This window comes from Ruegeria sp. CF3, assembly GCF_056537365.1.
The window spans coordinates 46,648-66,824 of the sequence record NZ_JBQFRK010000006.1 but is presented as its reverse complement, the minus strand read 5'-3'; the positions used below and the strand labels follow the sequence as shown (position 1 = coordinate 66,824).

Below are 20,177 nucleotides of genomic sequence, written 5' to 3'. Positions count from 1 at the left end.
CGAATCTCATATGCTTGTTCCCATTTAACTTGAGAGCGCTTGAACGCAGGGCTAACTGCTTGTTCATCATCGGTTCATGTCGAAAGGCGTAGTCTATAGCCGCAAAATACGAGGACATTCATGCGTGCGAAGGTGATCTTGATGGTTGCGAGCTTGCTTGTTGCTTTGCCCGTTGGGCAGGCGACCGCGCAGACACGCGAGCTCAGGCAAGGTGAACTTCGCAAGGCCACTCTGAATGGTGACACCATTCGGTTGAAACGCGTTATCAAAGGTGTCGAGAAAGCCTATGGCGGCACTCCAGTTGATGCGCGGGCGTTTCAAGCTGATCAGATATACTATCGCATCCTTGTCAAAAAGCCTGATGGAAAGATTGTCAGTGTCATTGTGAATGCCCAGTCCGGTACAGTCGTTTCCAATCGATCCAGTGTTGGGCGTCAAATATCGAAAGCAGCCCGTTCGAACCCCGCCAACACCAACAACAGCCGCGACACCAACAGCAATCGTGGAGCTTCTGCGAGCCGTGGAAACAACGGTGGCAATGGCAATGCTGGTGGAAACGGCGGTGGCAATGGCAACGGCGGCGGCAATGGAGGTGGAAATGGTAGTGGAAACGGCGGCGGCAATGGTGGCGGAAACAGCGGTGGTAACGGCGGCGGCAATGGTGGCGGAAACAGCGGTGGTAACGGCGGCGGCAACTCTGGCGGGAACGGCAAGGGCAACGGTAAAAAATAGGGCTTAAACCAAAGCCCTTGTGACTGTAGTTTTTGAATATGAGAGTACTTCTGGCCGAAGATGAACCGCAGCTATGCGAGCAGATTAAGAAACTTCTTAGCGCAGAAGGCCGCGTGGTAGATGTGGCCAAGAATGGTACTGACGCCCTGCACCTGGGTGCGACCGAACCTTACGACATGATCATCCTCGACATCGGGTTGCCGGAACGCGACGGTATTTCTGTCCTGCGCGAATGGCGCAGCGCGGGCGTCAAGACACCCGTGTTGATCCTCACCGCCCGCGATGGGTGGAGCGAGCGCGTGGATGGTCTTGATGCAGGTGCTGATGACTACATGACGAAGCCATTTCACATGCCCGAGCTGGCCGCTCGTGTACGTGCCATCCTGCGCCGACAAAGCGGTCAGTTGAACCCGGTTATCGAAATGGGGGACGTTATGCTCGATACGCGAAACGGTCGCGTCAGCGTGGGCGGCATTCCTGTTGATCTGACGGCGCAAGAGATCGCAGTTCTGACATACCTTGCCCACAACATCGGACGCATGGTGTCACGTACCGAGTTGTCAGAGCATATCTATGAATATGACGGTGACAGGGATTCGAACACCATTGCCGTCTTCATAACCCGGCTGCGAAAGAAACTGGGCTCTGACCTTATTACAACGGTCAGAGGACGCGGCTATATGATCGATACGGCCTGATGTTATCGCTGCGCCAACGCGCTTTGCTTGGCGGCCTTGCGACAGGCGCGCTTTCTGTCGGCGTCGGAACGTTGATTGTGTTTTCGTACATCAACACCCGTGTTCTGGAACAATTCGACCAGACGCTACGTGACCGGCACACCCAACTCGTTGTCGGTTTGAGCGCAACGACGCACAACCCTGAGGCACTGCGCGAACTGATATTCGATCCAGCCTATGGAACGCCGTATTCAGGCAGATACTGGCAGGTTACCGATGGAAACGGGGCTACATTCACATCAGCCTCGCTCTTTGACGAGACAATTTCCGAACCTGTACGTGTGAGCGAAGAGGCAATCGTTTGGAACACCACAGGTCCGGACAGCGAAGCCGTTCGTAGCGCATATCAGAGAATCACATTCGAAGACGGAACCGAGTGGGGCGTAACGGTCGCCGAAAGCAAGCGAGAGCTGATAAGCGAACGCAGAGCAGCGCAAAACAACTTGCTACCGGTTTTTGGATTGGTTGGTTTGATTGGAGTTGCCGGTTCGTTGTTGTTGATGTCAGCAATTATCGGCCCCCTCAGGAAGTTGCGTGCAGATGTGGCGCATCGCTGGGACAAGGGAGATGACTTGATTCCGGAAGATTACCCAGAAGAGGTTTCGCCGCTTGTTGAGGACCTAAATAAATTGTTGCACAGGAATCGTGAAATTGTGTCTGGTTCTCGACGACAAGCTGCGGATCTGGCACATGCGCTCAAAACACCGACGACAATTCTCAGAAATGAACTGGCGACTTTGTCGGACGCGGGTGCAGATATCGAACCTGCAGATGACGCGTTAAATCGAATTGATGCTCAGCTAAAGCGCTCACTTGCGCGTTTGCGTGCGTCGAACACCGCAGAACTTACGCATTCACGAACTGACCTTACCAATTCCGTCAACAGGTTATCCAGACTGTTTTCGGTCATGGCGGAACGCGAAGGAAAATCTCTGACGACAGATTGCGAGGATGGGATTCAGGTTCGAATGGATACTCAGGACATCGAAGAGGTGATTGGAAACCTCCTCGACAACGCGCTCAAGTGGTGTCGGACAACAATTCACATCGCGGCAAAGCGTGTAGACGGCGGCATTGAGATTTGCATTGAGGATGACGGACAAGGAATTCCGGAGGATGCACTTGACGGAGTAGTTCGATCCGGAGGTCGGTTGGATACCTCTGTCAGCGGCACAGGATTGGGTTTGGCAATCTGTGTTGATCTGATGAACGCTTATGGTGGCAAACTGAAACTGGAGAAATCAGCGGACCTTGGCGGCTTGGCCTGCCGAGTACTTATATCAAGCTAAAGGTGGCCGCATCTGATTAGAAATAGTCGTTGATCGCAAGCAATCAAAAGACGACATTCGCCCGCAAAGTATCGATCGCTCAAGATCCAATCCATTGTCAGCTTTGAATTATCTCTGCACCTCTGCTGGTAGCGGGGCTATGGTAGTCCCAACGTCGCTATTGCACGAATTGCGGTTGTGGCTGCACGGCATCAAAATTGCCTAGTTTCGCAAGCGCTGAGCGATTTGACCACATCGAAGGGAAGCGCGAATGTCTCTAGGGATGTTAAGTGAAGCGATCTTTGGTTGAGTACCCGACATGCTGTCACATACCCTCGACAATGGCGGTTTGGGTCTCGGCATGTTCCTTAACGACGTACCTCAGCAATTTAGGCTGGTTTGGACCCTACTAGTTACTATTTAGCTCGCCCAGCCGCTCCTGTTTTGGGCCAGCGGGATTTGGACGCGCCAAACACCTCTGGCCGTAAGGGACAAGGCTCTGCCTTCCCCACGGGCACCCCTATTAGACAATACTGTGTCCACGGCTATGCCTGCGGGCCGCACTTCCCCTGTCGAATAGCATAGCCTCGCCCTCTCCCTCGTTCGCCACGTGGCAGATCAGCGGGAACAGGCAGCTTCGCTGTCTGATCTGCAAATCAGACCTGATCCTCCAAAAGGAAAGCCAGATCACACGTAACTCTCTGCTGGAGTATTAACATGGGGAACTTGGGTCAGTTTAAAACGCGAAGGTCAATATCAGTTAATGTCCAACATCTGGGGTGCCTTCCGATATCGAACGCTCACTTCGTTTCTGGTCCAACTGAGACGGTAGGGTCAGGTTGGTGCGAAGTTCAACAGGAATTTGGGGCGACACATAGTTTTTGCCATTCGGCGACACGCAAACCATTGAATTTGAGGCATTCGATCTTTTTTTGGGCGCACTGGTTTTGCCTTTTGCAACTCAAAGGTTTTCCATTACATCAGAGCAGCCCGATATTCCGGTCCGCACGGTCCTCAGGCAGTTCGCCAACCATATCAAGACCGAACAAACCGATTTAATTCGGTTCGGCTACTCGATGTCAATCGCTGGGACGTTTCCAATACGCTGAACCTGAAGAACACTCGATCAATCGAGGCCCGACGACCAGCGGGACAGAGAAGGTGCTGTCAAAGCCATTATCAGGATCAAGTCGTACAACGTCAGATCCGACTCAGCTCGTTTCAGCAGTTCGTCCTTCTTCTTGAGCCAATTATGGTCCACTAATTGATCCACACCACCGCGCCGAATTACCCGATTACATCAAAGCGGGACATCCCTCGCCCTGTCAGCACCTTAAATTAACGCTGTTTCGAGACAATTTCGCCCGGCCTCGATCGTTTGACTACCTTCTATGGCCCCATGTTTCATAAGTACCAAGTTAGCTTCGCTCACTTATTATGTGTCACCACGCAACTTCGAATTGAATTGAGACAGTCAACCCAGTTGAGTTATTTGTGGTCGATAAGAGCGATGAATGATGATATGCGATAGCTTTCAACAGCGCCAATCCCAAACCATTCCCAACACTGTTCCGTTCACTTTCTAGTTTATCGAATGGAATAAAAAGCTTACCCAGTGTGTTTTCGGGAACGCCAGGACCATCGCCAACAACCGAGAGCGTAATGGTGCTTTCTTCTTGCTCAACAATCAGGACAGTTTTGGACTGTTCTGGACAATGACCGTTTGAGTTCTGCAAAAGGTTTGTGCAGAGCTGTTTCAGCATCCCTTCATTGCCTTCGGTTAACCGAAAATACACTCGCCTTGCTCGTCGATCACCTGTTTCGCCTTGGTGATGCTAAAGCTCTCGGCCTGATCCCGGCTTTCGAAGACATCCGCCCGGATCAGCGCATAGGACTTACGATCTCCGCTGATGATTTTTTCGATACGGGCCGACAGGCGATACTTTCCGCCCTCGGCAATCAAAACGGGGAAAATGTCGAACCCTTTGTACGAGACCGGTTGCAGCTCCGACTTTTCACCGCCACCAAAGAGTTTTGAGAAGATTGACATTATGCGGTTCCTTTCTACTTAGGAAATTTGACCCCTATGAATTTCGACTACATCCCAGAAAGCCCAGCATTAGTGTTCAATAGAAACTGGCGGAAAATCGGGCTGCTTGCCGCCCCAATCCCGCGGGCGTTTTCTCCGACAGCCGCAGCTTCTACAACCGGAGGAATCAAACCGCGTTTATCTTGGTTGACTAGGTAACGACGAACCCGTGAGACCAGCTCCTCACGTATTTCAGATGGGAATGCGCCGTCGATAAAAATTGCCTCAAAGTCGATGACCGCGCAAATAGACAGCGCAGCTTTGGCCAGTTCCTGCGCGGTGGTACCGATCCATGGTTCGACATAGCGAGAAATGCCGCTCCAGTCCTGCGGCTTTTTCCACAAAATTCCCGGATCAACACCCGCTTCTATCAACCTGTCCTCGAGCAGGAACAGTGATGCAGTGTCAATCAGTTGCTGGCTTTCACCCAAAGGGCCCGTCGTCCGCATGGCACCCAAGGCACCGGCATTGCCTTGGTTGCCCTCAAATACGGTGCCATTCAATGCAACGCCTCCGCCAATCATTGAGCCTATGAAGAAATAAAAATAGTCTCGATACTCAGCCCCGCGGCCATAGAGGTGCTCCGCGTGACACGCGGCAGTAGCATCATTGACCACAAAGACCGGCAGTTCGCTGAACTTGGCCACCTCGGAAAAGAAGTTCACGTTTCTCCAGGACCTGAATTTCTGAGCCGCAAGCCCAGAAAGGTCGTGCCACTTCCACAGCTCGAACGGTGTTCCGATTCCAATCCCGCATACACGGTCCCGAAGTTTCTGGGGTTCATTGGCCAGAAGCTCTTCCAATCCTACCTCCAGAAACCCGAACACTGCTTCGGGTAGCGGGTAGTCATAAGTCGTCGAGAGCTGTTGGCGTGGCTTACCGGTGAAGTCGATCAAAAGAAGATCGGCGCTGCGGCGACCGATCTTCATTCCCACCGACAGAATGCCTTCGGGATTGAGCTCCATGGGGATCGAAGGTTTCCCAACTTTGCCCTTCAACGGCGTCCCACGTTTGAGAATCTCGTCCTTTTCGAGCTTACGCAGAATGATCGACACGGTCTGGGGTGACAGGCCCGTCAGCCGCGCGACGTCCGCCCCGGCAGCAGGTCCATGCCGTTGTAAAACCGTCAGAATGAGGCGTTCGTTATGATCACGAACACCGCTTTGGCTTACCCCGCCGGTTAGTATTTTCAACGCCTCTCTTTCCATAACCTTAAACATAAACACCTTGTTTTCTTATGAAAAGATACGTGGGCAAATTAATAAATAAACTTTATTTATTTATTGACACAGAGGCTAGAATCACGGTTTCTTGAACGGGACCTTCATTGGAGGATGGAGGCCCGCCTTGTCGCTATTCCGCGCGGGGCCACAACAATTTTCTGGGAGGACAACATGAGAAATCTACTCAAGCTCGCCGCATCCGCGACTGCGCTGACTTTGGCCGCTGCATCCGCGCAAGCGGCTGGTGAAACCGTCTGCCTGATTACCAAGACCGACACCAACCCCTTTTTCGTTAAGATGAAGGAAGGCGCAACCGCCAAGGCAGAAGAGCTGGGCATGACGCTCAAGGCGTTTGCCGGCAAGGTCGATGGCGACCATGAAACTCAGGTTCAGGCTATCGAGACATGTATTCTCGATGGCGCAAAAGGCATTCTGCTGACGGCATCCGACACCAGCTCGATCGTTCCTGCGGTTAAACAGGCGCGAGATGCAGGCGTTCTGGTCATTGCGCTGGATACGCCGCTGAGCCCGATTGACTCGGCGGATGCGACATTCGCGACGGACAACTACAAGGCCGGCCTTCTGATCGGTCAATGGGCCAAGGCCAAAATGGGCGACGCCGCAGCCGATGCCAAGATCGCGACGCTGGATCTGAACGTCAGTCAGCCGACAGTAGACGTTCTGCGCAATCAGGGTTTCCTCGACGGGTTCGGCGTGGACCTGGCGGACCCGAATGTCATCGGTGACGAAACCGATGCGCGTCTGGTTGGCAGTGACGTGACCGACGGCAATGAAGAAGGCGGGCGCCGCGCGATGGAAAACCTTCTGGCCAAGGATTCATCCATCAACGTTGTTCACACGATCAACGAACCGGCTGCTGCGGGCGCATATGAGGCGCTGAAATCCATCGGGCGTGAAAACGACGTACTGATCGTTTCGGTTGACGGGGGGTGCCCCGGCGTCCAAAACGTCGAAGCCGGTGTGATCGGGGCGACAAGCCAACAGTACCCGCTGTTGATGGCGTCGCTTGGCGTTGAGGCCGTGAAAAAATGGGCCGAAGAGGGCGTGAAGCCGGAAAACACACCCGGCAAAGACTTCTATGACACGGGCGTGGCGCTCATCACCGACCAGCCGGTTGATGGGGTCGAGTCGTTGTCTGTCGCAGAAGGCTTGGATCTCTGCTGGGGCTAAAGGCAGCCCTACAAGGTGAGGCGCGCCGCAGCGCCTCATCAATCCTTTCACCAGCAAACCTAAACTTCCTGTAAACTGATTTCGTGGACGCGATGCCAGCCACGAAAAGGGGGAGAGATGTCTGAAGCAAACCAAAACGCCCAGGAATTCGAAACCGCCGCCAACGCGTCAGAAACCGTAGCGGAATTTGAAGATCACCGTCGTGGTGTTCTGGGGAAGTTGCAGCATCTTCTCCATGTCAACCCTTCCTTTGTGCCGTTGATCGTTCTGGTCGGCGCCATCGTAATTTTCGGTCTGCTGCTGGGGTCCAAGTTCTTCTCCCCCTTTGCGATGACGCTGATCTTGCAGCAAGTTCAGATCGTGGGCATCGTGGCCGCAGCGCAAAGCCTTGTCATTCTGACCGCCGGCATCGACTTGAGCGTCGGTGCGATCATGGTGTTTTCATCCGTCATCATGGGTCAGTTCACCTTCCGCTACGGTATCCCCGTGCCCATTGCTGTGATGTGCGGGCTGGCAATGGGAACGCTGATCGGGGCTCTTAATGGCTGGCTGGTCAGTCGCGTAAAGCTGCCGCCATTTATTGTCACGCTTGGCATGTGGCAGATCGTTCTGGCGACAAACTTCCTGTATTCCGCAAACGAAACAATTCGCAGTCAGGATATCGAGGCCAACGCCCCGTTCCTGCAATTTTTTGGCACCAAATTCAGCATCGGTGGCGCGACCTTCACGGTTGGCGTGATATTCATGCTCGTTCTGATTTTCGTTCTGGCTTACGCGCTCAAACACACGGCCTGGGGCCGGCATGTCTATGCAGTGGGGGATGACCCTGAGGCGGCTGAACTATCCGGTGTGAACGTGCACAGAACGCTGATGTCCGTTTATATGTTATCCGGTTTGATCTGTGCCTTTGCGGGCTGGGCTTTGATCGGACGCATCGGGTCGGTTTCACCTACATCCGGTCAATTGGCCAATATCGAAAGCATCACCGCGGTTGTGATCGGGGGCATCTCTTTGTTCGGCGGGCGGGGATCCATCCTGGGATCGCTGTTTGGCGCGCTGATTGTTGGCGTGTTCACTTTGGGGCTTAGGCTTCTGGGCGCAGACGCACAATGGACCTTCTTACTTATCGGACTTCTCATTATCGCTGCGGTTGCCGTCGACCAGTGGATTAGAAAGGTATCGGGCTAATGTCAGACTCAACTCCAGTCGTCCAAGGCCGCGGGATCGTAAAGCGTTATGGCCACGTTACCGCCATCGACCATTCCGACTTTGAACTGCGCCAGGGGGAAATCCTGGCAGTGATCGGAGATAATGGCGCGGGCAAATCATCCATCGTGAAGGCGATCTGCGGCGCCACAATCCCGGATGAAGGCGAGATTCTGATCGAGGGCAAAAAGGTTAACTTCAGCTCTCCGATCGATGCGCGGAATATGGGGATCGAGATTGTCTATCAGCAGCTCGCCATGTCTCCTGCCCTTTCGATTGCGGACAACATGTTCATGGGGCGCGAAATCCGCAAGCAGGGGTTCATGGGCAAATACATGCGTAAGCTTGACCGTCCAGCGATGGAGAAGTTTGCCCGAGAAAAACTGACCGAGCTTGGGCTGATGACTGTACAGTCGATCAATCAGGCGGTTGAGACTCTCTCTGGTGGCCAACGCCAAGGTGTTGCCGTTGCTCGTGCCGCTGCCTTTGCAACCAAGTTTATCATCATGGATGAACCGACCGCTGCTTTGGGGGTTAAGGAAAGCCGCAAGGTGCTTGAGCTGATCCAGGACGTGCGGGCGCGTGGCATTCCGATCATCCTGATCAGCCACAACATGCCTCATGTTTTTGAGGTTGCCGACCGCATTCATGTGCATCGGTTGGGCAAAAGGCTCTGCACAATTGATCCCAAGGATTACACGATGTCCGATGCAGTCGCCTTCATGACCGGTGCCAAGGAACCCCCAAAAGAGGACGCAGCGTGATCGAGCAGGACGTAAAGCGCGTTTGCGACCTGATCTCCTCCCGGCGGCAAGTTGGAGTCCGGACGATTATCGCAATCGCCGGCCCCCCTGCATCCGGAAAGTCGACCTTAGCGGAAGGCGTTGTGCAATCGCTGAACACACAACAGAGCTCGGCGGTTCCGTCAGCCACACTTGTACCAATGGATGGTTACCATTTGGACAACTGCGTGCTGGAAACGCGTGGATTGCTGGCGAGAAAAGGCGCGCCAGAGACTTTCGACGGGGTCGGGTTTTGCGCTGCAATCAGAGAGCTTCAAGTTACGCGCCACGAGTGCTTTCATCCCAAATTCGATCGCACAATGGACCTAGCTATTGCCAACGCCATTGCGGTTCACCCGGCAACTCCGGTCGTCGTCGTTGAGGGTAACTATCTTCTGATGGACAGCGACCCATGGAGAAACCTGACGGATGTTTATGCCGCGACGGTTTTTATCAGCCCAACTTTGGAAGAGCTTGAAAACAGGCTGCAAAACCGCTGGATCAGCCATGGCTTTGACCCGGTCACGGCATTGAAACGCGCAAAAGCGAACGATCTGCCAAATGCAGAACTCGTCATCAGCACTAGTCGAAATGCCGACCTAAGATTAAACCAGAACTACACCGAATTCGGGACGCGCCACGCGTTCTGAATTTACGCCCTGGACCCCGCCATCCGTCGATGCAGCGCCTCTAAGCGAATTCACGTGCAACCAATATTAGCTCACACACGATGAGGAAAACCATGAAATTTTTCGTGGATACTGCAGAAGTAAGCAACATCAAAGATCTGTTAGACTTGGGGCTGATTGACGGCGTCACCACCTGCTGTTGGAAAGCAGGCCGGAGCGCACGGTCGTAATCCCGGCGCATGATAAAACGAATTGATACCTACGCCTGGGCTTTGATTCGGGGTTTTGAATTCGTCATTGTGGATGACGGCAGTACAGATGGAACAATTGCCGATGCGATGGTATTTGCACTTGACCACCCAATGCCTTAATCACCAGGTCTGTTGTGGCCACCAAGCAGACCTTCGTTTCGAGTGCGGCACCTATCATCACCAATGGCAGCAACGCGCGGTTCGGAACCTGCTGCACGAGCAATACTGTTGGTGCTGGCGAGGGCCCGCTCAGAGCTCAGATAAACGATTGGGATGCCCGCGGAGCGCAACTGGTTAGAGCCTAACGTAAGCTGCTAGTCGCCAAATTTCTTCGCGACAGGGGTGCCCATCGAAAGCTTCGCAAAGGGTTTTGCGAACCATTTCTTGAGCAACCTCCAATTCGAAGCTGAGAAACTATGCTTCTTGCATCCGTACCATCCTGTTAATTGACCTCCCAATTGTGTTGGGGAGATTTCTAAAATTTATTCTAAATGAAAATGATAGAAAGTAGCGGTAGCGTTATTCTCGCTTTGTTTCTTACCCACTTGAAGCAAACAGCCATGGATCTCCCGATCCTTAAGCGTGGTACAGAAGCGGATGTTGGGGTGGCGTCGGTTTGCCTCGCCCGCATCCGCGTTCGCCACGTGGTAGATCAGCAGGATCAGGCGCCCTCGGCGACTGAACTGCAAATTAGCCCAGATTTTCCCATAAGGAACTCAGGATCGATGAAATCGGGCGAGGTGATGGATGATGGAAGTGAGGCGAAAATGGCAAGTTTATGTCGCTGGTGGCAGAGCTATGTGCCGCTCACGCTTAACTAAGCTATTGATTTTGCTTTAGCTGCCATTTCAATAGTGCACACGTTTTTCCATTTGCGTCTCAAAGTCCTTCCATCATGTCGGCTGAACTCTAAGAGAGTTTCCATTCAACTAAAGTGTGGAATACATCGAGAGAAAACCCAAAGCAAAGATCGCATCCTGAAAGCGATGTCATTCTTTTTGAACTTTATTTGTGTTCTTTTGTCGACTGCCTTCGCCACTACTGCAGTTGTAAAATATCCGGAACGCAGAGTTTTCTTTTTGCCGGCATTTTGTCCGCACCATCCGATCGTTTCAGTCGCTTGGGACCGTCTTTTACCTTGATCTTCGGCTTCGCTAGTGGGCCTTTCAAGGTCACGGGCCAAGGGCTCTTCGACAGAGGTTCGCCAATCTTGCGGGGCTGCAGGTTTAAGTCCAAAACCTTGCCCGCTACATTAACACCGCCAAAGACGACGACTTGGACATGATCTGTCTCCAATGTGGTTTGTTTCGTCGAAATACTTCCATTGGAAATACTAATCGGTGCACGCAAACATATGATCGGAGCAACCTTTTGTTTCTCTTTGGTAAACACCCAAGGTAGTATCCCTAGCCCTGCCAGATCCAAAAGCTGGGTCTCGATCGAGCCGTCACGCATTGAGACCGTGGCATCGCCGTTCATGCTGTTGGCAAAATGCTTAGGTGAATCGGTTCCGCCGGTCACCGAAAAATCTGCATAGATGGTACCGCTTGCGCCCTTTTTGAAGTTCAGGTTGTGAAGAATTTCATCCAGCTGCCAGCCGCCTGCTGTGCCGGTCAGCGTGAGCAGATGCGCGTCGTTCGATAGATCCATTTGTCCGCTGACATCGAAATGAGCACCTCCGTATTCAAAATTCAAAGGTCCGGCCTTGAGTTCATTTTCGTTGAGCGTCAGTTCACTCTGCAAACTGCTGATGCCTTTGGCACCCTCTATGTGCCGAAGGTCAACGTCGACATCCATATCCATACCGGACAAGAGAATTGAACGCCCAATAGGTTTAAGTGTTACGTCTCTTAGAGGACTAGTGTCGCCGGATTCCTCAATGACGTCTTCCTCGTCGGGCTCTGGACCGCCTATTTTCCTCAATTGTGCAGCGGCCTGAACGATGGTTCGGATCTGATCTATCTTTATCAAGTCACTCTCTATGGAACCCTGCAGTACAGGATCACTCGTTGCATCATCAAGATCGGCCACAATTTGCAGGACAGAGTCGGCAACCTTGACTTTGGCATTCGCATCCCAATCGGTTCCTTCGCTGGCAAGGCCAATTTCAAAGATAGCCTGTCCAGTTTCCACCCGTTCAAGCGATAGGGCTTCTAACAGGTCCGCTCCGGAGGGGACTTCTACTTGAATCGCCAAATCCAGGTTCTCGAATTTGAGCACATTTTTGACAGAGCCATGCACCTCAAGGTTCCAAAGTTCCGTTTCGCTTGTCTGGCCATCCAAATTTGTCAGCGAAAGCTGATTGATGTCGCCGTTCAAATGAAAGTTACCAGAAAATCGACCAAGTTGATCATCCGGTCCCAGAAGCTCTGATGAGATCAAGCTGCTTGCGGGTATATCCATTAACCCGTCGGCCAATATGCCTTGTAATTGCAACGCGTCTTCGACCGAACCGTTCAAAATGATAAATGGATCAGCAGGGTTCCCAATTCTCAAATTGATGTTTCCAACACTCAAGGCGCCTTCGGGTGTTCTGGAAAGCTCGGAAAACTTAATCGGGGGCGGCCCTTCACCAGAGGTATCCAATGTGAACCCGTTGGTTTCAATGACCATTTGCCGCTGCGGGACCTGCCCGGGTACGCTATCGATAACCATGTCAACTGCTATTAGTTTTAGATCATACCGCGACGCGGCTGGGGCGGGTTCAGCATCTTCAGGGTACAACCGAATGCGGGTTGTCAGGGATACGTCTTCTGGGTTTCCCAACTCTCCGATTTGTCCCGTCAGCGAAAGGCTTTGCCCACCATCCAATTCAGTCAATACAGCCAGGTCATCAATCCGGGCTACGCCGTCGACTGATTTGAATGTTGCACCAATGCTTCCTGAACCCTCCAGAACGCGATTGAGTTTCAGGATATCAAGAAGCTGACCAAGTTCGGCAACCTCTATGGTCGTATTCACTTGTAGCCCGTTCTCTTCAGGGACTTCTTCGGCGGCAATCGCAATCTGTTCGAAGTTCACAGCGACCTGAAACGGGTCGTCCGCGGGAATGCTCGCGTTCAGATCAAACTTCTCTCCATTTAGTGAACCAGCCCCAACCGCGGTCGCAACGTCGGTTTCCGTATCACGCTTTAAAAACAGCTCAGGAAGCTGCAGATCCAGCACAAGCCCGTTTAGATCGTTCTGGTAAAGAACGGCAACATCGGTCAGGTCAATTTTTTGGTCCGTTAGAATTCCAGCCACAGACAGGATTGCAGGTTTGGCCGGATCCCCGGCTTTAGCGCCCGTTTGGGAAGCGGACTGCCAGTTTCCGACACCGTCTTTGTCCGTGATCAAGTTGAGGTGAACACCCGAGATAGAAAGCTCACTCAGCGACAATTTGCTGTTCCAAAGGTCGCGGGCAGAAATATTGAACTCAAGTTTGTCGATTGCCGCCAGATTCGCTTTGGTCTTGATCGCGCCGGGTAGTACCAATCCCGCTGCGGATACCTGCAGTTGCCGACCAAGGCCTAGACGCACTTCATCTTCTATTAACACGTCCTGATCAAGTTTCTTCGATATCAGGTTTTCAACAAAAGTGGTTCTGACAGAAGAAAACAACGCAGAGGACAGGAAAAGCCATGCCACAACAACCGCGACGAACGCGACAGCGCAACAAACCATTACACCTTTTGTGATGAACCGCACGCTTTTCTCCTAAGGTTCTGATTCCTTTCTTGGGCAGACTAGACCATTAAAGCATCATGTTAATGGAATATGTGGCTTCTTATTTTGCTGAACCCTAAATGACCTTGACCATTTAGCCGACTTCTCTTGCGGAATTGGTCGGGCGGCCAAGAAACGGTTAAAGGACTAAATTTAGGATGTGCTGCTGATCCAGTTTCAAAATAGCTGGCTTGAAACGCGTTTAACGTTTCATAAACGAGCACATTGCATTAGCTTTGACGACTGCGCCTGGACGCCCCAATTAAACTAGACGCGGTTAAAATGCTTCAATTTTCCACATCCATCTAATTACTGTTATATGTGAATTCTTCAAACGACGGGGACACAATGAATTCGCTAACTAGAATAACACGTGGGATAGGCGTCGCTTTCAAGGACGGTAGAGTGAAAGGCCTTCTTGCCTTCACAGTCGGAATGATTTTATGGGCCTCGGTCTTCTACCACTTTGTCGAAGGTTGGAGTTGGCTAGACTCGATCTACTTTTCCGTAGTGACAATTTCGACCGTAGGGTTCGGTGACTTCTCACCTGAAACTGCGGCGGGGAAAATCTTCACAATGGTATATATCATTGTAGGCTTGGGTGTTTTCGTGACTGCGGCGACCACAGTGGCAGATACAATCTTGTCCCAAGACGACGAAAAAACGGACAAATAGATTATCCCAAATTAAGGCAATTTGAGTTCATGCGCAGGTATCAGTGCGACCGCGCATCTGAAGCCGTGCCTCGGATTCACTCGTACCTTCAAACTGATAGATGAGCGCCGCAAACTCAAAAAATATACATATTACGTTTTTTGAGTGTATTGTTTGGAAAACAGATAGTGGAGGGATGGAATGGAAAAGACCCAGGACGCGAAGATTGTCGACCTCGCGATACGATTGCTCTTTCTCGGATTGTTCCTTTACAGCGCCCTGGTCATGGTGGCTCCGCTTGCAAGTGTGGTTATCTGGGCAACGATACTCTGCGTCGCGCTCTACCCGGCATTTGATTGGCTGCAATCCAAGCTGGGAGGACGTAAGAAGCTTGCCACAACAATTATCGTTCTGTTGGGCCTTGTTCTGACCCTGGGGCCAGTCGCAACTGCGGTGTCTGGTGCTGCAGAACTAGGGTCTGAATTCGCGGAACAAGCAGACAAGGGTGAATTGAAAATCCCCCCTGCGCCCGAGGGCCTCAAGGAATTGCCGTTGGTTGGAAATAAAATCTCCGATGTCTGGGGAATGTTTGAGCGCAATCTTGACGGCGCGCTTGCAAAATACGGCGCGCAAATCCTTGAGATCACCAAATCGCTCTTCGGAAAGGTGTTGGGCATTGGTATCGGGCTTCTTGGCTTAGCTCTGTCCGTATTGATTATGGGGGCATTGTTCAGCCCGGGGCCAAATTTGGTCCAGGGTCTTCAGCGCTTTGCCAACCGTGTCTTTGCACCACGCGGCGGTGAATTCGTGACACTGGCAGGCGCAACGATCCGGAACGTTACAAAAGGCGTGATTGGCGTAGCAGCCATTCAGGCTGTTTTCGTTTGGATACTGCTGGCTTTGTTCGGGATTTCTTCGGCCGCCACACTGGCATTTGTCTGCCTCATACTCTCAATTATCCAAATCGGGCCCGGATTGGTTCTTATACCGGTAATTATCTACGCATGGAGCTCCATGTCTGGCGGAACTGCTTTGATCTTCACCATACTGGCCGTTCCAGTCATGATAATGGACAGTTTCCTAAGACCTGTGTTCATCTCAAAAGGCCTTGAGACTCCCATGTTGGTCATCCTCATCGGTGTTCTCGGAGGTATGATGGCGTACGGGTTGATCGGCGTTTTTATGGGGCCGGTTCTCTTTGCTGTCTTCTATGAGCTGTTCAAGGTTTGGATTGATACCTCACCTGAAGCCGATGACGCTGCTGAAGGTGCGTTGAAATGAGAAAGACAATATGGACAACCCTCGCTGTCATTCTGTTTTTTCTTGTTTGGTACTTGGTCGCTGATCGAAAAACGCCATTTACCGGGAACGCCAGAGTAAAAGCTGTGGCCACCCAAATCGTGCCTCAGGTAACCGGAACGGTAACGGAAGTTTTGGTAGAAAACGGCCAAGTCGTTTCGGCAGGTGATGTTCTGGTTCGAATAGATTCCAGACCCTACGAAATCGAGCGTTCAAAGGCGGAAGCTGATCTTGAAGCGGCGACCCAAGAAGTGGGTGCGTCTTCGGCAGAGGTAAGTGCGGCACAAGCCAAACTCGCAAGGGCGCAGAGCGATCTGGATACGATGCGCATTCAGACGGAACGTGTATTTGCGCTCGAAAAGAAAGGTTTGATTGCCGTCTCAAAGGCCGATGATGCACGAGGACAACTGGCAGAATCTGAGGCAAACTTTGAGAACGCAAAAGCTGATCTGGAAAAAGCGAAGCAAAGGCTTGGTGACGATGGGATTGAAAACCCGAAAATCCAGCGCGCACTGGCGGCCTTGGCGGATGCGGAACTGAACCTTGAATGGACCGAACTGCGTGCTCCGGCGACAGGTGTCATTTCTAATCTGCTGATTGCCCCCGGAACGTATGCGCGATCCGGCCAGGATCTTTTGACGTTTCTGGATGCAACCGACGTCTGGATCGAGGCGTATTTTACCGAAAACAATCTGGGAAGAGCTTCAATAGGGTCTCCGGTTGATGTGGTGTTGGATATGCATCCAGGTAAGATTGTTCCGGGCGTCATTGAGAGCTTTAGTGCTGCTGTTTCTTTGAGTGGCGGTGATGAGCCGGGGCAATTGGCGAGCCCGCCAAGCACCAAGGGATTTTTGCGGGAGCCTGAAAGGTTTCCGGTCAGGATTGTTTTACCCGGCTATGAAGCTGGAAGTGCCGAAGACGATCTTCGCTTTCAACTGAACGGGCAGGCCGATGTGATCATGTATCTAAGCGACAACTCGTTGCTGAACCTCGTGGGCCGCGCCTACATCCGCGTAGTTTCAATCTTCTCCTATGCGTACTGAGGATCAAAGCTCTGTCACCCGGCTTGCGCTGGGTGTTACGGGTGTCTTTGCATTGGGCCTATTTCTTGGATGGCCCCTTGCCGTTGTTGGGGCGGTGTTCACTGCCCTTTTCCTTCAAGCACCTGCGGCACTACCTTTGGCAGCATTTGGTAAGCTGTTTGTCTTCTCGATTGGATTGATGTTCATTTCGTTCCTTTTGTCGTCAATCTTCTCACCTTATCCACTTGTGTTTCTCATTCTGGTGGCCATTGGAATAATCCTGTCTTTCATTTGGTCAGTTTCCGGTGCCGGAGTATTGCCGGGTGTCATTGCTCTCATGGGGGCGTTGATGATTCCGAATTTAGCTCTGCAATCACAGGATCTGGCTTTGGTGCTTGTGTACTGGATACCGTTAAACCTGCTATTCGCAGGCTTCGTATCGACGCTGATGTTCGTGTTGATACCCCCTGCACCTCAAACGGCACCTCAAAAGAAAGCGGCAACATCGCCGGACTTCGACTCAAATCGCCGAATAGTCAGGATGTCTCTGGTCACAGTGCCCTTTGCTATGGCGTTCTTTATTTCCGGCGCTTCTGCTTTGTTGGTCCTGTTTTTTGTCGCCCTGCTGAGCCAGCAACTTGCGGCAATGCCTGCTGCAGGCAAAACAGTTGCAAAAGCTATGCTGACGGCAAATCTACTTGGGGCTGCAGTATCCATCATATGCTATGAAATAAACGTAATAGCTCCGGTCATTCTAACCCCCATTCTGCTGTGTTTTTTCTTTTGCCTAACACTCGGAGCACTTGGAAAGTCAAAAGTCCCGCTCGCCGCCGCCGCCGGTTCCGCTATTACAACAGCTCTGATTGTATATGGCGGTTCGGTTGCGCCGTTTTCAGACGAGGCTGACGTCAAGAGCATCACTCGTGTATTGCAAGTCGCCAGCGCCGCTTTCTTTGTAATTATCGCATATGTCGTGGTGGATGAATTCTGGCCAGAAAAAGAGCGCCAGGCGAGTCAATAAAGTTAATTGCGACAAAGCTTGGCGCTGAAACCAGCAGAGTTCCCAGTTTGACCGATTTTTGCAACCACCGCATTAATTGCAGCCCTGTATACGGTCCGATCTCCAGCTTTGACTGCCCAGCTTCTTCTGCCTCGTATCAAGCCGGTCTTTACAGCCTGTTCCCATAACTCCAGAGCTTCATCTTCCGATCTAATTCCGGTCCTAATGCGTTTACAACGGCAATCCCAATAGATGAAGTTGACTTGGATGCCAGATGACGGAAGTGGGGCGAAAATGGCAAGGTTCTATCGCTGGTGGCAGAACTATGTGTCGCCTTACAACACGCGTCGGGTGACACATAGTTTCAACATTGAACGACGGCTTAGCCTTTGACTTTGAGTCATTCAGTTTTTCAAAACGCACAGGTTTTGCCATTTGCGACTCATAGGTTTCTCTCCCATCTATCGCTCCCGCCGCTACAGTCCTATTCTGGCTGAAAGTAAATTAGTCTTGAAACAATCGGCTGGCTGCGCGGCATGCAAAGCAATCAATTTATGTAAGACCGAGAAAACATGGCGCTTGAAGAACCTTTCACAGACCTGAAAATAAGAACTCAGCGGACCGGCTTTTATAAAGGGTATTGCCTGCCGATTGCGCTGGTAAGCAAACTCTCGGTTTCTTTACTCGTTCTTTGGGCACTGGTTTGGCCACTATCAGCCAATGATACACTGCGATCTTGGAAGTCAGGAATGCTGTCCGAGTTCAATACATTCTACAACCTTTCCGTTGGATTATTTGTACTCTTCCTTTTCCTTATCGCGCTCATTCCTTCAACCGGCCGAATGAGGCTGGGTTTAGAAGATGAGAAACCGGAATTTTCTAACTTCTCTTGGTTTTCGATGATGTTTGGGGCGGGTCTGGGCGTGGGCCTAATGGTCTATGCAACCGCTGAACCACTTGGCCTTTGGGAAACCAATCCACTGACTATTTCCGGGGAAGTCACGCCCAAAAGCGAAGACGCGATTGAAGGAGCCTACCGCTATACTTTTTTGCACACCGGATTTCACGCCTGGGCAATATACGTCGTCACCGGCCTTAGCCTTGCCTACTACGCATTTACCAGAGGCATGCCGCTGACAATCCGCACCGCACTGACCCCGTTGCTTGGAGAATATTCAAACGGTGTTGCAGGCCATGTGATCGATATACTCGGAGTCGTTGCGACAATACTCGGCGTAGCGGTAACGATCGGTTATGGCGTTTCTCAATTGGTGGATGGTGCGTTTCTAATTACCGGAGCGAATTGGCTTGTGGAGAAAGAAGTAACCAATATGATCCCGTCAACCGCCGGCCTAATAACGGCGTTGATCGTTGTTATGATTATGTCGACACTCTCTGCCGTCTCTGGCGTCGGGCGTGGTGTCAAATACTTGTCAAATATTAATCTTCTCTTTTCACTGGTATTGCTGGTGGTATTCATTGTTTATGGCTCATTCGCGTTTGCGGCGACGACCTATGCTACAGCGCTGGTTGACTATATCAAAAGTTTTGTCCCTCTGAGCTTCCAAGCTTTTCGACCGATTTCCGAAGTCGAGTTTGCCTCCGTATTGCCTGCAGAAGCGGCGCCCTTTGTCGGCGAACTCTTTGCGGGTGCAACTGATCCATGGGGAACAAAAGCAACCTTTCTTGAGGGTTTGAGCAACGAAACAGCCGGTCTTTCTGATGCGACCAAGACTGCAGTTTATAACGCGGGCACAAGCGGCAGGTTGTTTGGATGGCAGGCCGGATGGACTACATTTTATTGGGCATGGTGGATCGCGTTTTCGCCCTTTGTCGGACTTTTCTTAGCGCGTATCTCAAGAGGTCGAACCGTACGCGAGTTCATAATTGGCGCGGTAATTGCCCCGTCCCTCGTATGTTTTGCATGGATGGCCATTCTGGGCGGGGCGGCCATCGATTTGGAACTGAATGGAGATGCCAATGGATCAATCATTGCGGCATCAACGACGGCAACACTATTCGTCACCTTGGGGGAAATGATATCGGGTGACCTGCTCGCGGTAGTGAGTGTCATGTGTGTTCTGTTAACCATGACCTTCCTTGTCACATCCGCCGACTCTGGCATCCTTGTGATGAACACGATCATGTCCGGCGGGTCTGAAGACACTGGCCTGCTTCATCGTATCATCTGGGGCTCTCTGCTAACACTTGTTATTGGTACTTTGCTGGTCGCGGGCGGCGGTGGATTAGAGGCATTGACCAATTCGATGATCATCGGGGCACTGCCGTTCAGTGTTGTTTTATTGCTTATGTGCGTCTCTTTGGCCAAAGCAATGATCAACGACTTGCGTCGATTTCACCATGAGACACAGACGGATTCGTGATTGAC

17 protein-coding genes are annotated in these 20,177 nt (G+C 51.7%); 13 read left to right on the top strand and 4 right to left on the bottom strand.

The window, feature by feature from the left end; translation table 11 throughout:
• Positions 1-120 precede the first annotated feature (120 nt).
• Genes ACR0KC_RS17930 through ACR0KC_RS17920 form a run of 3 tightly spaced genes read left to right on the top strand, consistent with a single transcriptional unit; the run spans position 121 to position 2,758 of the window.
• A complete protein-coding gene (locus ACR0KC_RS17930) occupies positions 121-732 on the top strand; it encodes a PepSY domain-containing protein (RefSeq protein ID WP_480772071.1) in 612 nt (203 codons plus the stop codon).
• A 38-nt stretch (positions 733-770) separates the two neighbouring features.
• Complete coding sequence (locus tag ACR0KC_RS17925; protein WP_170395997.1) at positions 771-1,430, top strand: response regulator transcription factor; 660 nt, start codon at positions 771-773, stop codon at positions 1,428-1,430.
• Complete coding sequence (locus ACR0KC_RS17920; RefSeq protein ID WP_480707298.1) at positions 1,430-2,758, top strand: sensor histidine kinase; 1,329 nt, start codon at positions 1,430-1,432, stop codon at positions 2,756-2,758. Before ACR0KC_RS17925 ends, ACR0KC_RS17920 begins: the two co-directional genes overlap by 1 nt.
• Before the next feature lie 1,421 nt (positions 2,759-4,179).
• Here the strand turns inward: ACR0KC_RS17920 and ACR0KC_RS17915 are convergent.
• From ACR0KC_RS17915 to ACR0KC_RS17905, 3 genes are read right to left on the bottom strand one after another with little or no spacing between them, the layout of a single operon-like run.
• Positions 4,180-4,500, bottom strand: coding sequence for an ATP-binding protein (locus ACR0KC_RS17915; RefSeq protein WP_170636310.1), 321 nt, complete (start codon positions 4,498-4,500; stop codon positions 4,180-4,182).
• 17 nt (positions 4,501-4,517) lie between these two features.
• Positions 4,518-4,787 (bottom strand): HlyU family transcriptional regulator, encoded by a 270-nt coding sequence (locus ACR0KC_RS17910; protein ID WP_480772069.1) that lies wholly within the window; start codon positions 4,785-4,787, stop codon positions 4,518-4,520.
• Positions 4,788-4,834: 47 nt separating this feature from the next.
• The gene (locus ACR0KC_RS17905) at positions 4,835-6,034 is read right to left on the bottom strand and encodes an ROK family transcriptional regulator (protein WP_170393677.1); all 1,200 of its coding nucleotides are present in this window, start codon (positions 6,032-6,034) and stop codon (positions 4,835-4,837) included.
• A 186-nt stretch (positions 6,035-6,220) separates the two neighbouring features.
• On the opposite strand from ACR0KC_RS17905, the gene ACR0KC_RS17900 reads away from it, so the two are divergent.
• From ACR0KC_RS17900 to ACR0KC_RS17880, 5 genes are all read left to right on the top strand, one after another.
• A complete protein-coding gene (locus ACR0KC_RS17900) occupies positions 6,221-7,240 on the top strand; it encodes a sugar ABC transporter substrate-binding protein (RefSeq protein ID WP_170392952.1) in 1,020 nt (339 codons plus the stop codon).
• 117 nt (positions 7,241-7,357) lie between these two features.
• On the top strand, positions 7,358-8,428 hold the full coding sequence (locus ACR0KC_RS17895; protein WP_170392953.1) for an ABC transporter permease: 1,071 nt from the start codon (positions 7,358-7,360) through the stop codon (positions 8,426-8,428).
• On the top strand, positions 8,428-9,210 hold the full coding sequence (locus tag ACR0KC_RS17890; RefSeq protein ID WP_170392954.1) for an ATP-binding cassette domain-containing protein: 783 nt from the start codon (positions 8,428-8,430) through the stop codon (positions 9,208-9,210). The genes ACR0KC_RS17895 and ACR0KC_RS17890 overlap by 1 nt, the downstream gene beginning before the upstream one ends.
• Positions 9,207-9,878: a nucleoside/nucleotide kinase family protein gene (locus ACR0KC_RS17885; protein WP_480772068.1), complete on the top strand. Its 672-nt coding sequence runs from the start codon at positions 9,207-9,209 to the stop codon at positions 9,876-9,878. The genes ACR0KC_RS17890 and ACR0KC_RS17885 overlap by 4 nt, the downstream gene beginning before the upstream one ends.
• A gap of 721 nt (positions 9,879-10,599) precedes the next feature.
• The gene (locus tag ACR0KC_RS17880) at positions 10,600-10,929 is read left to right on the top strand and encodes a hypothetical protein (protein WP_480707292.1); all 330 of its coding nucleotides are present in this window, start codon (positions 10,600-10,602) and stop codon (positions 10,927-10,929) included.
• 217 nt (positions 10,930-11,146) lie between these two features.
• Here the strand turns inward: ACR0KC_RS17880 and ACR0KC_RS17875 are convergent, their stop codons facing one another.
• On the bottom strand, positions 11,147-13,795 hold the full coding sequence (locus ACR0KC_RS17875) for an AsmA family protein (RefSeq protein WP_480707291.1): 2,649 nt from the start codon (positions 13,793-13,795) through the stop codon (positions 11,147-11,149).
• 423 nt (positions 13,796-14,218) lie between these two features.
• Between ACR0KC_RS17875 and ACR0KC_RS17870 the strand changes: the two genes are divergently transcribed.
• From ACR0KC_RS17870 to ACR0KC_RS17850, 5 genes are all read left to right on the top strand, one after another.
• Positions 14,219-14,488 (top strand): potassium channel family protein, encoded by a 270-nt coding sequence (locus tag ACR0KC_RS17870; protein ID WP_480439390.1) that lies wholly within the window; start codon positions 14,219-14,221, stop codon positions 14,486-14,488.
• 180 nt (positions 14,489-14,668) lie between these two features.
• The gene (locus ACR0KC_RS17865; RefSeq protein WP_480772067.1) at positions 14,669-15,748 is read left to right on the top strand and encodes an AI-2E family transporter; all 1,080 of its coding nucleotides are present in this window, start codon (positions 14,669-14,671) and stop codon (positions 15,746-15,748) included.
• Between the two features lie 104 nt (positions 15,749-15,852).
• On the top strand, positions 15,853-16,809 hold the full coding sequence (locus tag ACR0KC_RS17860) for an HlyD family secretion protein (RefSeq protein WP_170392807.1): 957 nt from the start codon (positions 15,853-15,855) through the stop codon (positions 16,807-16,809).
• Entirely contained in the window at positions 16,799-17,809 is a 1,011-nt protein-coding gene (locus ACR0KC_RS17855) for a DUF2955 domain-containing protein (protein ID WP_480772066.1), read from the top strand. The genes ACR0KC_RS17860 and ACR0KC_RS17855 overlap by 11 nt, the downstream gene beginning before the upstream one ends.
• 551 nt (positions 17,810-18,360) lie before the next feature.
• Positions 18,361-20,172, top strand: coding sequence for a BCCT family transporter (locus ACR0KC_RS17850; protein ID WP_480772065.1), 1,812 nt, complete (start codon positions 18,361-18,363; stop codon positions 20,170-20,172).
• The last annotated feature ends 5 nt before the right edge of the window (positions 20,173-20,177 follow it).

What these genes read in the sequence shown, in the direction of transcription:
- ACR0KC_RS17930 (WP_480772071.1), top strand. Translation starts at nt 121, where the DNA reads ATGCGTGCGAAGGTGATCTTGATGGTTGCGAGCTTGCTTGTTGCTTTG.
- ACR0KC_RS17925 (WP_170395997.1), top strand. Translation starts at nt 771, where the DNA reads ATGAGAGTACTTCTGGCCGAAGATGAACCGCAGCTATGCGAGCAGATT.
- ACR0KC_RS17920 (WP_480707298.1), top strand. Translation starts at nt 1,430, where the DNA reads ATGTTATCGCTGCGCCAACGCGCTTTGCTTGGCGGCCTTGCGACAGGC.
- ACR0KC_RS17915 (WP_170636310.1), bottom strand. Translation starts at nt 4,500, where the DNA reads ATGCTGAAACAGCTCTGCACAAACCTTTTGCAGAACTCAAACGGTCAT.
- ACR0KC_RS17910 (WP_480772069.1), bottom strand. Translation starts at nt 4,787, where the DNA reads ATGTCAATCTTCTCAAAACTCTTTGGTGGCGGTGAAAAGTCGGAGCTG.
- ACR0KC_RS17905 (WP_170393677.1), bottom strand. Translation starts at nt 6,034, where the DNA reads ATGGAAAGAGAGGCGTTGAAAATACTAACCGGCGGGGTAAGCCAAAGC.
- ACR0KC_RS17900 (WP_170392952.1), top strand. Translation starts at nt 6,221, where the DNA reads ATGAGAAATCTACTCAAGCTCGCCGCATCCGCGACTGCGCTGACTTTG.
- ACR0KC_RS17895 (WP_170392953.1), top strand. Translation starts at nt 7,358, where the DNA reads ATGTCTGAAGCAAACCAAAACGCCCAGGAATTCGAAACCGCCGCCAAC.
- ACR0KC_RS17890 (WP_170392954.1), top strand. Translation starts at nt 8,428, where the DNA reads ATGTCAGACTCAACTCCAGTCGTCCAAGGCCGCGGGATCGTAAAGCGT.
- ACR0KC_RS17880 (WP_480707292.1), top strand. Translation starts at nt 10,600, where the DNA reads ATGAAAATGATAGAAAGTAGCGGTAGCGTTATTCTCGCTTTGTTTCTT.
- ACR0KC_RS17865 (WP_480772067.1), top strand. Translation starts at nt 14,669, where the DNA reads ATGGAAAAGACCCAGGACGCGAAGATTGTCGACCTCGCGATACGATTG.
- ACR0KC_RS17855 (WP_480772066.1), top strand. Translation starts at nt 16,799, where the DNA reads ATGCGTACTGAGGATCAAAGCTCTGTCACCCGGCTTGCGCTGGGTGTT.
- ACR0KC_RS17850 (WP_480772065.1), top strand. Translation starts at nt 18,361, where the DNA reads ATGGCGCTTGAAGAACCTTTCACAGACCTGAAAATAAGAACTCAGCGG.